This is a genomic window from Rhizobium sp. Leaf262 (assembly GCF_001422245.1).
Lineage (GTDB): Bacteria > Pseudomonadota > Alphaproteobacteria > Rhizobiales > Rhizobiaceae > Agrobacterium.
Genome location: NZ_LMMM01000001.1, coordinates 364831 through 378172, shown reverse-complemented (window position 1 = coordinate 378172; position 13342 = coordinate 364831). Strand labels below are relative to the sequence as shown.

The following is a 13342-nucleotide window of genomic DNA, read 5'->3' as shown; positions in this document are numbered from 1 at the left end:
TTCGTGAACAGCATTTAGTGCACGATTAATGCACACGTCAAGACCTATGTGCACTAACGTGTACGTTTGTGGACAGATCGGCGCGGTGCAACGGTCAGTCCATTGCGCGATAGTCCATTGCCCGAATTGGCGGCTTCGGGAGTGATTGAACCCTTCGAGCGGAACACCCTGCATGAAGTGATCAATGACGTTCTGTTTCGTGAACGGTGTGACGACAATGCGAAAGCTAGGGATTTGCTGATCCGCCAGAGTAGCCGAATGGCAGGACGTCCCCAGCCTACGAAGTTCGTATCACCAAAGTCCAAGAACACAGGACGGGTCGCGGATATCCAATGATCAATCAGCGGGAAACGACGCAACGGCAATCGCCAGCCCCGCGCCGCACCGTAGTCCGGAATATCGGCTGACAGAAAACTCCGGAATGTAATTCTTGCGGGAACTCGTTCTTCCAATCACGAAGCCAGGCAGTTTCCCGTTCCCACCATTCGTCACAGTTTGCCGCTCTGTGCGCCCAATGGTGAACCCTCTGCTGGCCACAGCGGGGCGTCATCGGTAGACCACACGCCTGACAGACACCCCGAAGCCCGACAGCAGCCTAATGGCGATGCCCATCAACCAGCGCGTACTTCATTCGCAGTTCCCCAAGCCTCAGTCAAAGCGAAGGCTAATATGCGGCCTCGACGGGTGCAACCGGAGGGGACGGGGGGGTATCGCGCCTCTGCGATTGTCGAGTTCGACCCCTCGGATTTTTGGCCCAAAATTGGGGGACTACAGGAGCCGCGAGGGGGACTCTGGCAGATCTTTTTCACGGACCACTTTGTCGAGATCCACACCCTTCAGATTGGAAAAAAACCTAGAGCGATCAATTTCCCAAAAGTCGAGCAGCACCGAGAGCATACTTTTGGCATCAACACTCAGGTCACTAGGACCTCGAAATGTGGTCATGAAAGCCGCGTGTTCAAGTTCCCGAGCGATGTTGTAGAGGCTTTGTGCGGTGCTGGGGCGCCCAAAATACTCTGCGGGGATATGGGTTTGCACCGCCTCCAAGTCGCTCTCGACGCCCCGCCGAATCTTCCCACCTAGTCCCCGCATATCAGGTGCGTACTGATCAACTAAACCGATTGCGATATCAATAACGTGCGCAGTACCTTTCGCCCCCGACGAACCGAACTGAAGCCCATTGTTAAGTTCGCCGACCTTTGCGTCCTGATCCACGAATGCCAAATCTCTTAAGACGAAGTCAAATCCAACAGCAATCAACGACGCGAGCATGTAGAGCAATCGGCAAGCGGTAGTCTTGTGCAAAGGCACTATGAGAGTTTGTTCAGCAAAGAACCTGCCGTCCGTGAGCCAAGAATTTACTTCGTTGTAGCCTAGACCGTTCAGGACGCGAGACTTGGCGGAACGTAGTCGCCCCTTCCAGTCGCCTGACACTCTCTGATCAGCGAAGGCATCAATCGTTTGCAGAAAGTCCTCCTCAGACATGCGATCGCTCACGGACAGGTTTGCAAGGCGACTGAGGAAGTTGCCATCCAATACTACAACCCCATGCTGTCTTCCGAACTCGGCCACATCGGGGCGTTTGTCAGTCGTCGCTACGATCGCTTGATCTAGGTTGAGTGTTGCAGCCAGCCCCTTCGCCCAGAATATTCGCTCGATGGCTTGAGGGGTTTTCTTGTTCTTTATATCCACGACAATCCTGTGCCGCGAGACTGGTGAGGGTCTGTCGTACAGCCAAAGGTCCACATCAGTTACGTCGAATTTTCCATATGTGAATGGCACTCCTCTGAGGGTATAGTAGCCGCTTTTGATGAAGTAGTTCCGTACGCGCTCCTCCATCGACATGCCTTTATCCAGCGTCACAGCCATCTATCGTCCGCCCCCTGTCCGCAGAACTTCCAACATGTTTCTGACCGCTCTTTGGCTCTCCGGTAGCTGCTGCTTTCTTACCAGAGTACGGGTTTCCTCAGGTCCGCTATACCCCGTGACCTGAGCGGAGGGGATTTCCCTAAGCAGCGGCATGTCGCTCGCGTCGCCGGACTGAAGGACCTGTAGCGCCATTTGGCCCACGTCTTGTTTCCTCAGGCGCATCTGGTGACCGTAGGAAGGCCCCCTGCGGAGCTCGACAACCCCGCGCAATTCTAAGGCCACATAATCCTCGCCAATAGCGGTTGCAGCCGCAGTCCATTCCCCCTTAAGGAGGCGCCCGAGTAGATCCTCAATGCTTCGTATCCTGCCTTGCTTTGGATGTCGGCGTGTGATGCCATAGGTAAGCGAACTCACGAACGCCTTCGCAAGATCAAGACCTTCGTCACTATTGCCATTGGCATACTTGCCGAATGCGGCTGGTCGGGTCGCGAATGAAACGCTCTCTGTTCGATTGCTGACCAGATTGACATCGAAGAAGCCAATAGAATTCAGCCGTTCAAATAGTTGAGCGCCTATTATCTTCTCAATTTCTTTGACTGCAAGACAGCCTTGCTTTCGTAACTTTTCCTCGACCTCGGACATCAACGCGCGTTGCGTCGCATTCAACTGACTCAGTACGGCGGAAACCCTCCTAATGTCCCCTCCCTTGAATAGGTTACCGTTGAAGTAGACAACTGCACCCGCGTCGTGCTTTTCCCAATCAACCAGACGGGTACGCTCTGTGTCCTCCAAAAATTCGGCCGTCGCCGATGAGGTCAGTCCGTAGGTATCCGATATCCAGCGTGTGGCCTCCTTTTTTTCCAGCGGTTCCGCAGAGGCAAGCTCCGCAAGGGAAATGGCAGCTAATTCTTCCGGACGAGGAGAAAGCGCGGCAAAGATCTCTGCGCCACGCTGCAGGACAGTCGCACTTGTAACGCCGTACACTTCCACGCCTGAAGCGCCCCGTTGAAGCAGTTGTTGCCGCTCCAACTGTCCCAGCGCACCCTGCAACTCAAACGTGGTCATATTGGCCGCAGTAGCCAGAGCCTCCACTCGCGGCATGTCCACCACGTTCTGCTGGGTTGCGGAGAGAGAAGAAAGAAGCTTCGTCGCCTTGCCAGCACTCAGAATTCGATCGAACCCCGACGCACCTGTAAAATGTTGAAGTTTGTTAGTGTGATGGACCAACCAAGATCCGGTCACCTTTGGGTCCATAGGCGTGTACGTTTCTGCCATGCACGTGAGTTCCAGTGATTTTCCTCAATCATAGCTGGTAGAAGGAGTTTTCAACAGCCGTGCCCAGCGCTGTCCCCCGGTATTTTACCGAAATCAACATTGGTTTTCTCCTCAAAACCAGCGAAACGAGAGCACTCCGACTGGAGATTCAATCTTCGATACCTCGAAAGCGTTAGCACACTCTGATCCTACGGCGGCTCTCTGCTTTCACTCGGGGAGTAGATGCTTCTCAACGTTTGAAGCGTTTGACTTGTCGAACTAAGCGGCTGTCCTAAATGAAGGTACCGCAAAGGCCCGGAAGAGGGCCGATCAACCCCAGTTCGCCCAACGGCTCGGGCTGATGCGCAAAGTGGTTTGCTTTCACCATGGGCGACCGGACTGCTTCCGAACTGGTCTGGCCTATCCGAGCAAGCACGTATGCGTAAGAGGCCGAGCCCTAATATATTTCAGTCCGCTTTGGGACGGAAGTATCGCTGTCGCCACTCCATTAGATCATCCACGAACTTTTCCTTGACCTCTAAAGCAGCGGTCTCGTTTGTGTCGACTAAATTGCAGAATGAAGCAGTCGCCGAGGACAGCCACGAAGCCAGCTCTTCAATTCCTGGACGAAAATAGCTGTATTCCACGAACGGACCAATGCGGGTGAGATTATCTGGCGATATCAAATGGTGCCCGTTTGGATTCACATGGGCGGCGATCTCACTGAACATATTGTAGGCCGCTTGGCGCTCCTTAACTCTGATGCCATCAAACTTTTCCAGCCGCTCGCGCACACGGGCAGGTTTGTAGTGCTTCATCCGCTCTCTGTCGGTCATCGATAGCCAGTCAGTGAGAGCGTTTGGCTCTTTCGTGAACAAATCCATCAAACAGCAGACTTCAAGCATATCTCGCATCATGGTCACAGCCGGCTGGAAATAGCCGCACCGCAAGAGTCGCAACGCTGCGGCGCCCGAGTTGAAACAGCGGACCCCCAATCGAAGAACGGTAATCTCGTTGTAATCCTTCTCTTCGTGGTACTCAGGCAACCGGCTAAGGCATTCCAGACATGTGTTGATCAAACGCAAATGGCGCGACAAGTCCCCGTCGCTCGCTATCATGCGATCATGAGCCGCAACGATCACTCTCTCGTCCACCAAAAATTCTGGCCGACCTTTCATTGGCACTCCGGATCTACGCTCTGCGGAAAGTTGAAACCCTTGCCGATCGGTCATCTAAGGCAGCAAGTTGTAGCCGCCTTCTACAAACTGATCGCTTTCAAGATACGCCTTATACATCGCAGCTCTCCAGCCGTTAGGATAATCCGCCACGTGACCATTGAATTGATCTTGTAGCCAACTCCGAACGGCCTCCGACCGCTGGGGCTCGCCGAGATCCGAGAAGCGCTGGCAGTTGGTTTTAACGTCTTTCATCATGCCACTGGCTGCTACCGAAAGGGTTTCTTCGAAGTTGAACGCAATGAAAGTAGCTTTTGCACGCTCGAAGATTTCGTCAGGGCAACCGTGCGGTTGATCAATCCTGAAATGAACAACAGCTTCTGGCGTCAGGAAAACACTGGCATGGAGTAAGGAGTAGCCACGCCAGTCATCAAAATATGGATTGAAGACACACTCATTTAGAGAGCTGGGCTGTTGGTCGAGCTTTTCAAAATTGCAATCACCGCACACTGGTATCAAGTTGGCGGGAACTACGGAGAGTTCCGGCGCTTTAGATTTCGGCAGGTAGTGATCTAGAGTTCGTATGCGCCCGACACCGCACTGTGGGCAAATCTTTCCTGCTGAGGCTTTGATCTTCTCATATGTAGGACGTTCGTTCCCACCAACCAGAACCCGCTCGTAGACATCTTTCAGCTCGTCGGCGTCGCACAAGAGAGGAAATCGCTGCCGCTTCAGATAAGCGCTAGGATCTCCAGCAGCCCAATCCTCTATAAGCTGTTGCTCTGCGCGTAGGACGGAACTTGCGCCGTTTTGTAATCTCGCGATTAGCGCCTTGTCGTTCGACCTGACAGCACAAGCATTAAAGATATCGAGGCCCGATACGGAAAACTGAGGGATCATCTTCATGAGACTAGCTGCGCTTTCTGGTAGCTAGAAGAGCCATAGCAATAGCTCTGCCCTCGCTCCCGAGATGCCCCGAGAAGTGGGCTAAAAGTTGCTCAAATGAGGTGACTTCAGGCTTTTCTAATGCCCGTTCGATCGCCGCATAATAGCTGCTTCTCTTTAGCTCCAGGTCAAATATCTCTTGAGTAAGAGTACCAACGCTCTCTCCGAACGTTTCAATAGGCATAGGTGTAGCTTTCAGCTCGTCACCGATGCGATCTACCTGCCACGCGCAGTTACTTGGAAGCTCTTGCAGAACCACAGGTGAATGAGTCGTGATGATCGCGACGCCGTTTCGTTCCTGAAGCAAACGGGAAATTACCCTGATCAGCGAAGCTAGAAGCGGTGGATGGAGATGCGATTCGGGTTCATCGAAGAGGACCAGAGTGCGATCCTCGACCAGCTCAACCAGCTTGGTGGTGGCCAGCAAGACGATAAGATGGCCCGAACTAAGAGAACCGAGCAGCGGCTCGAACTGCGTCAGCTCTTGTGGGTCTGTGACGGAGGCCAGCAAGCCAAGAGGCAAACTCGCGAATACTGGATCATTACGAAGGATTGATATGCTTTCAATCCAAGCGTCTTTCCTAGCGCTGAACAGACACCGCTCAAGCGACTTCAAAAGATCAGCCGCGCTCTCCTCCGGCGCCTTCAGCCTCCGTTCTTCTAGAACCCTGAGTCCCACGTAATGGTAGGGCACCGCCAGTGGGGCCGTTCCATCATCCCTGGGGACGTCGAAACGATCAAATGCACTAAAAGAGAGAGCGATTACGTTTCCGAACGCGGCGTGCTCAGAAGCCGTCTCGAAGCGTCCATACCGGGGGTTCTGGTCCAGGACTTCTGATTGCAGACATGCGGCATGAGCGACGTTCGCCATAAGCGTTGTCTTCCCAACCCCGTTGCGGCCGATCAATCCTTGGAGATTGCTTGGGGGCTCAGAATTCGGATCGACATAACAATTGATAAGGGGGGCGCCGTTCACCATATAAGAAAATGAATAAGACGTATTGACCTTGACCCCGCGAGATACCTCGCGAAGCCTTTTCAACTTATCAGCATCGATGAACCTGAAAACTACGTGCCGTACGAAGGCTTGGCCCCGGACATCATTCAACAATTCATCGTTGAATATCGCATCTCGTAACGCGACTAATATCAACCTACCCTTTCCGGCGGGCAGACCTGCTAGAGTTTGATAATACGTCTCACCTTGACCGGCTGAGATGTAATTCTCCGGCAACTCGGCGATGTTAACAGGTATCTCTACCCGACCAGCATCATGATCTGGATGACTAATTTTCATCTCACCCAGGCTGTGTTGCCGACCTTCATCATCTATGTAGTAGGCTGAGAAGGTTGCCTTACGCATGTAATCGTCCCAACTGGACGGCAAAAGTACCACCGTGTCCCGATCCGGAATTCCGGACGGCTGATCAACAACCTTAATCTTCATTATCGCCCCGCAGCTTATTTTGAGTTGTCAACATCTCCGATTTGGCGCTGATCGACAAGCCTTTTATAGCGGCCAGAGTGCCGCTGTTTAGATTAGCGATACGGGATACAGGGTGACCACAAAGGCGGTACACACGCATTGACCCAGCCTTGCAAAAACGCCTATAACTGTGGGGTTTTTAGCGACATCCGCCGAGTTCAAATCTCTCTAGCAGTGCCCTAGTAGCTTGATGACTTGATGCCAGACTTCACGAGCCGGGAAGCTTCACAGCCTCCACGCACGCCCTCATTTGCTGCCAAGCGGGTCCACCCGAATAGACCCCGAGTGTGATCGACTTGCGCCCCTCCTCATGGCCCACGACGGACGATATGGTACTTTCAGGGATACCGGCCCGTTCTGCTTCGGTGACGAACCAGCGGCGGAAGGAATGGAAATTGACCAAGCTGCGGCGCTGTCCGGGCCTTTTGTCATCCACGCCAAGCTTCTCCCGGTAGTTGGCAAAACGCTTGCCGAAGACGTCACCTGCGTTCCGCTCATCAGCCAGTTCGTGAAAGAGCCAATCTTGCGGGTCTTTCCCCTTCTTGCGGCGTTTCACGATTTCGATAACGTCAGGATGCATCGGCACACGCCTAGCGGCTGCCGCGGTCTTACCCTGTCGAATGTCGAAATAGCCATTGCCATCCTCATCAATGGGGCATTCCTCGACCCATAGCGTGACGAGTTCCGCAAGTCGGAGGCCTGAGAGAGCCGCAATGCGGATGGCGTCATGTATTTGAGCCTTGAATGCTTCTCGCATCCCACGGGGGTAGGCTGAATACAGTAGGGTCTTAATCTCCTCCTCACTAAAGGGGCGCTCTTCGACTTTGCCACCCCGCTCAACCCGACGCCCCCTATCAGGCATCCGCTGGCCTTCCCATGGGTTGGCTGCGCTTATATGACCCCGCGCAATAAGATAGTCCCAATACAACTTGACGCTCCCGTGGTGCTTGCGGGCGGTGCGCTCATTGAGCGGTGCGATTGCCTCGGAAAAATAACTACCGGCTTTAGCGCGGTCAATTTGCGGCAGCGACCAGCCCTTGAGCTTTGCCCAACTCGCAAAACGCTTGATGAGGTTGCGGCGCTCGTCGGTTGTCTTCGGCGCAAGTCGCGCCTCTTTCAAGTAATCTTCGACGTGGTGGTCAACGTCGACCCGACCTTGGATAATGTTCACGAAGCGTCTCCGTGCCTTGTAACCATGCTCCCGCTCCACAGCCTCGGCGCGCTCCTCTGTGAAGTCGTCCGCGGTCATCACGTCCTCGTCGGCCACGTGCGCGGGGTCCCGATTGAATATCGTGGCTGTCCAAGCGTGGGGATCGGCGCGGCTGGTTTGGAGTTCGTCTACCCAAGCATTCGCGAGGTCTAAGACAGCGTCTGTGGCACCCTTGATGGGGCGACCTTCTTTTGCGGCTCGAAAGAGCTTGTTTGTCTCGGCCAATATCTCGTCGCGCCGCCCCATGGCTTTCGTGACGTCGCCTGTCTCAAGATTGACGAGGTAGGCCGTTTTCCCCCCAAAATGAGACCGGATCGCTTCAGGAATATCCCGAGTAAACCAATATTTCCGCCCCTTCAGAACGAGATGCCTTGCCGCCCGCTTCCTGACTTTTCGTGCCATTCCGACCAATATCTCCGACCAAATTTTTCGGTGGAATATCATTTCATATCAGTAGATTCAAGATCTTATAGCTTGCTCGTGGAGGCCCCGCTTAGCTCCACCAATCACTTCAGAAGTGATAATTCCCCTTTAGAAACAACGAGACCAAGCCTTTTTTGTCGGCTGGCTCATGCGTGATTTGCAAAGCAAACATGCCAGTTCGTGAACACCGTTTCGTGCGTTGCGACATAGCGCTCTTGACTGCACAAAAGCCGGTCTGTTCCGTTGTATTCCGATATCTGAAAAAGAAAACGCCATTGGCGCGACAATCGTTTAGCTTCAAAGCCTTCACGGCAATTGCGCGGGTGAAGATAACGTTTTCGCGATAAGCTGTGCGACCATCTCGTGTTTGTCGAACACGTGACCTAAGTAATTTGACCACGCAACAAAAGGATACTGCATGAGCGATAAGTATGGCCCATACGTGCAAATGGGAATTCTGGCAGAGCGTATGGCAGCCCATTTCCAGACGGATGCGAACCTCGTGCTTGAAGCGCATCTGGCTCATTACATGGACGAGGTGGAGGTCAATATTGCTGCCCACCGTTTCGACCATGTGGGATTCATGGAGAGAATCCGAGACCGGCTGGAAACAGCGTTGCAGGCCACCTCGGAGCTACGGCGCAGCGAGTTCTTGCAAGCCGCAGTGGCCCGGCTTCGCGACGGGATTGACCGGCACCAGATAGCGGCTGAACGATAGCATCGGACGATACCGGGTATGGACATCATCCGGTCGCGTTTGGTTTAGTCATTGAAATTCGGCGAAGGGAGCGAAATACATGTGTGTTTCTACCGACACCCCAGACCAGCCAAAGCGGTGCCCAAAGATAAATGTGCCAGCGTTGTTAAAGCCATCGGTACCATGCTTAAGCCGACTGGATTTTAAAGACGTCGGATCGACCGGGCGTCGATGGCGAGACAAGTAAACGGTTCTGCTGAGCCCTACAGTGTGTCTATGACCCCGCCGTCGACGCGAACCGATGCACCCGTCGTGGCCGACGCCAGAGGTGATGCGAGATAGGTTACAAGATTTGCGATTTCTTCGACGCTCGCTGCTCTTTGGATAATGGAAGTGCTGCGGTGCTTCATGACAAAAGCGGCGGCCACCTCCTCGATGGGCAACCCGGTCCTCTCTTTCTCTTCGGCAAGCATCGCTTGGACCCCCTCGGAAAGAGTAGGGCCGGGCAATACAGAGTTCACGGTGACGCCAGTCCCTGCCATTCGTTTGGCGAGCCCGCGGGCAACCGCGATATCGGCAGTCTTGCTGACACCGTAGTGGATCATCTCGACGGGAATGTTGAAGCCGGATTCGGACGCCAGAAAGATCACGCGGCCCCAGTTCAATTTTTGCATACCGGGCAGATAGGCGCGGGAAAGCCTGACCGCCGACATGACATTGACCTGCCAGTGCCGGTCCCAAACTTCATCGCTTGCGTCAAAGAAGTCTATAGGCTGGAAGATACCCGCATTGTTGATGAGAATGTCGACATATGGGACGCTGGCGACCAGTTCCGAACATCCTTGCGACGTCGAAACGTCAGCGGCAGCAGCCTTCACCGTTCCCTTCGCACCTTCACTTTCGAGACGCTTGGCGGCTTTCTCGGTCTTGTCTTCCGATCGACCATTGATCACGAGATCTGCCCCGGCGCTTGCAAGTTGGCGGGCAATTGCGTAGCCGATACCTTCTGTAGATCCAGTGACCAGGGCTGTCTTGCCCGTAAGATTGATTTGCATCTCTGCTCCTGTCGATACATCTGGGTGGCCTCGATGCCTAGAGAACGGCGGTTAACTTAGCCACTTTTGCGGTTACAGCGGGCTTGGCTCCCCATGACGTAGGCTTAGCCCTCATCAAAGAGCTGCGAGAGCTTGCATCATGCGCTTCTAAGGACGTTGCGCCAATAGGTGTCATGGCTCCCTTTTGCTTTTAGCTGGATCAAGGAATCCACGGATAGCAGCGACCGTCACTTCGGGCTGCTCTTCCATCAGCCAGTGACCAGAGTTGGGAATGACGACCTGATGCACATCATCGGCAGCGAAACGCATGACATAGGCCATCGTCTTACCGAATGAACGCTCACCACCAACAGCCAGGACCGGCATCTCCAACCTGCCCTTTTCCAGAGATGCGCGGTTATCGATGGCATCCTGGTCAAACGCAGCAAACTGCATGAAGCCTGCATGCATGCGACCGGGCTTCGAATAGAGCTCCGCATAGTGAGCGCGTGAAGCCTCGGTAAACCGAGTAGGATCGGCTGAGAATTCATTCCAGAACCGATCAAGGTAAATGCGTTCGCGCCCGGCAACCAACCGTTCCATATCCGGTCCGCCGAAACGGAAGTGCCAGAGCAACGGGTTCTTCAAAACGTCTTCCCAGGGACCAACCCCCGGAACTGGAGCATCAATGACGACCAGACGCGTGGTGCGGTCTGGATGGGATTTGGCAAAAGCATAAGCGACCATGTTGCCGATATCGTGACCAACAACATCGGCCTTATCGATATTCAACGCATCAAGGACACCTGCCAGATCCTCTGCCTGATTGACCTTGGTGAAACCGTCCGTCGCGACCGCCGAAAGGCCCATCCCCCTCAAATCCGGGGCAATGACGGTGTAGTCCGCCATCATTTCTCTTGCGAGAGGTGCCCACATATCGCCCGTGTCTCCATATCCATGAACAAGGAGGACGGCAGGCCCCTTGCCGCCGATCCGGACGTGGAGCGTAGTACCGTTGGTACTGACCTCTTCGGTTCGGAAGGAATCTGGAAATACGAATGAATCCGCCAAAGCACCGCTCCCCAGACATAAACATGTCACAGCCGCCAATAGTATTTTCTTCATCGAACCGTCTCCATTTCTGAATGGAAGCTAGTCAGAAACAGGTCGGTGATCTTGAGGGATATTGTCCCTTTTCGTCCAAAATGCTCGCCACACGTGATGTCATCATTGCAGATGTAGGGCAGTGCAGCGCACCACTTCACTTTTCGACAAAAAAGCCCACAATGTTCAAGACATGACGAGATAGCTAAATTAGCATACCGATAGGGTCTGAAGACGACGCAGTGAGGGCGATGCGTGCAAACCGATCTAGCCTACGGTCAGAACTTCGTTAGCCAGTTCCGGGCGGATTCCGTTTCTCAACTGGTCGCGTCCGGCCCACGCAAATCCCGGCTGCTCGTTTCCCGTTTGCGGAGGGACACTCCTGGACATGGACCGGCGACTCCGGCGGATCATCAATTCGGCGCTGTGTATTCGGTTCTGCTGCAACTTCGCGAGCAGACGAACAGAGAATTATTCATCGATGGGAAATGCATCCATCGTGGCTCATATGCTGCTCGCACGACAAGCGTGGTCAATCACCTTGAGAAGCCGCTTGCAAATTTGTTGAGCCCTTTCGACAATCTCATCTTTATCGTCCCGCAAATCGCCCTAGACGAGATTGCCGAAGAACGGGGGGCCCGGCGTGTCAGTCAGCTTTCCTGCAAGCCTGGCGGCGTTTTCGACGAGACCATATGGCATCTGGGTAACGCTTTGTTGCCAGCACTTAAGCGTCCAAACGAAATCGGATCGCTTTATGCCGAGCAGTTGATGCTTGCCATAAACACCTATTTCGCCCAGGCCTTCGGCGGCATGCGTCGTAGCACGGATAAACCTGGATCGCTCGCACCGTGGCAGTTTCGACGCGTCACCGAAGCGATGACTTCCGTTTCAGATGCAGATCTCTCCCTAAAGGAGCTCGCGGCTCACTGCGGGCTTTCCGTGAGTTATTTCGTCCGCGCCTTCAAGGTGACGGCGGGGGATTCTCCTCATCAGTGGATATTGCGGCATCGTATCGAAAAATCGAAAGTCATGCTGGCTAATGACACGGCGACTCTGGTCGAAGTGGCGGACTGCTGCGGCTTTGCCGATCAGAGCCATTTCACCCGTATGTTCAAATCCTTCGTCGGCGTGACACCTTCTGTCTGGCGGCGGGCGATCAAGTCGTAGGTCACAACTTCTGCAGCAAGGGACACAGCAATTGGAATCCGACAGACAATATGCGCAAAGACAGGTTCGGCAATTCAAGACCGACTCGGTTGCACAAATTGTAGGGTCAGGACTCGGACATTCAAAACTGCTCGTCTCCAGGGTGAAGCGAGACACGCCAAACCACGGATTTGCGACACCGGCACAGCCCGATGCGGTTTTTTCAGTTCTTGTTCAATTGCGCTCGCAAGAGCGCCGCGAACTCTATCTCGAGGACAGGCTTGTTCATCAGGGCTCGTTCCAGGAGCGCACCGTTTCCGTTGTCAACCACTGGCAGCGGCCTAAAGCCAATCTCTTGAGCGCCTTTGACACGATCATTTTCACCGTGCCGCAGTCCGAGCTCAACGAAGTTGCCAAGGATCAAGGTGTTCGACCCGTAGAAACACTTTCCTGTGAGCACGAAGGGCGTATAGACGAGACGGTCTGGGGGCTTGCCCAGTCTCTTATACCCGCCCTGGAAAGGCCCGACGAAGTGGGCTTGATGTATGCCGAGCGTGTTCTTCTTGCTAGCACCGTTTACTTCGCTCACGCCTTTGGCAGGATGAAACAGGGCGTCTACAAGAGCCATAATCTTTCACCCAACCAGGTTCATCGGGCCATGGAGCTTATGCGAGATCAAATCGAGGCCGATCTTTCTCTTTCCTTGCTCTCATCCGAACTGGATCTTACACCACGACAATTCATTCAGGCTTTTCGCAGAACGACAGGTGAAACGCCGGATAGCTGGATGCGTCACCAGCGTGTAGAGCAGGCAAAGACACTGATGCGCCTGACGACCACGTCGATTTCCTGTATCGCGACCCGATGCGGCTTCAGAAATGAAAGACAATTCACACGAGTATTCACCGCAGTGGTCGGCGTCACCCCCAATGTGTGGAGGAAGCACGTTCTTCACTGACAGCGGTCGTAAACTGGTAACCGATGATAAACATCCGGCTC

General features: G+C 54.0%; 11 protein-coding genes. 3 read left to right on the top strand and 8 right to left on the bottom strand.

From position 1 onward, the window contains the following. Positions 1 to 768: 768 nt before the first annotated feature. The 6 genes from ASF29_RS01710 to ASF29_RS01685 all read right to left on the bottom strand — a co-directional run bounded on the left by ASF29_RS01710 (position 769) and on the right by ASF29_RS01685 (position 8341). Positions 769 to 1869, bottom strand: a complete 1101-nt coding sequence (locus tag ASF29_RS01710; RefSeq protein WP_062447933.1) for a hypothetical protein — start codon at positions 1867 to 1869, stop codon at positions 769 to 771. Continuing rightward, on the bottom strand, positions 1870 to 3144 hold the full coding sequence (locus ASF29_RS01705; protein ID WP_062447931.1) for a hypothetical protein: 1275 nt from the start codon (positions 3142 to 3144) through the stop codon (positions 1870 to 1872). 446 nt (positions 3145 to 3590) lie between these two features. Then, entirely contained in the window at positions 3591 to 4301 is a 711-nt protein-coding gene (locus ASF29_RS01700; RefSeq protein ID WP_062447930.1) for a hypothetical protein, read from the bottom strand. Between the two features lie 54 nt (positions 4302 to 4355). Beyond that, positions 4356 to 5204 (bottom strand): HNH endonuclease signature motif containing protein, encoded by an 849-nt coding sequence (locus ASF29_RS01695; protein WP_062447928.1) that lies wholly within the window; start codon positions 5202 to 5204, stop codon positions 4356 to 4358. Between the two features lie 4 nt (positions 5205 to 5208). Then, entirely contained in the window at positions 5209 to 6690 is a 1482-nt protein-coding gene (locus ASF29_RS01690; protein WP_062447925.1) for an AAA family ATPase, read from the bottom strand. A 247-nt stretch (positions 6691 to 6937) separates the two neighbouring features. Continuing rightward, the gene (locus ASF29_RS01685) at positions 6938 to 8341 is read right to left on the bottom strand and encodes a tyrosine-type recombinase/integrase (RefSeq protein WP_162237874.1); all 1404 of its coding nucleotides are present in this window, start codon (positions 8339 to 8341) and stop codon (positions 6938 to 6940) included. Positions 8342 to 8780: 439 nt separating this feature from the next. Between ASF29_RS01685 and ASF29_RS01680 the strand changes: the two genes are divergently transcribed. Then, a complete protein-coding gene (locus ASF29_RS01680) occupies positions 8781 to 9080 on the top strand; it encodes a hypothetical protein (protein ID WP_062447920.1) in 300 nt (99 codons plus the stop codon). Between the two features lie 242 nt (positions 9081 to 9322). On the opposite strand, the gene ASF29_RS01675 is transcribed toward ASF29_RS01680, so the two are convergent. Both ASF29_RS01675 and ASF29_RS01670 read right to left on the bottom strand, forming a co-directional pair. Beyond that, on the bottom strand, positions 9323 to 10114 hold the full coding sequence (locus tag ASF29_RS01675; protein ID WP_062447918.1) for an SDR family oxidoreductase: 792 nt from the start codon (positions 10112 to 10114) through the stop codon (positions 9323 to 9325). A gap of 171 nt (positions 10115 to 10285) precedes the next feature. Next, a complete protein-coding gene (locus ASF29_RS01670) occupies positions 10286 to 11164 on the bottom strand; it encodes an alpha/beta hydrolase (protein WP_244473461.1) in 879 nt (292 codons plus the stop codon). A 459-nt stretch (positions 11165 to 11623) separates the two neighbouring features. Here ASF29_RS01670 and ASF29_RS01665 point away from each other — a divergent pair, with 459 nt between their 5' ends. Together ASF29_RS01665 and ASF29_RS23745 are read left to right on the top strand one after the other, a co-directional pair. Beyond that, the gene (locus ASF29_RS01665) at positions 11624 to 12364 is read left to right on the top strand and encodes an AraC family transcriptional regulator (RefSeq protein ID WP_062447913.1); all 741 of its coding nucleotides are present in this window, start codon (positions 11624 to 11626) and stop codon (positions 12362 to 12364) included. Between the two features lie 31 nt (positions 12365 to 12395). Further along, positions 12396 to 13301 (top strand): helix-turn-helix transcriptional regulator, encoded by a 906-nt coding sequence (locus tag ASF29_RS23745; RefSeq protein WP_156462492.1) that lies wholly within the window; start codon positions 12396 to 12398, stop codon positions 13299 to 13301. Positions 13302 to 13342: the final 41 nt, after the last annotated feature.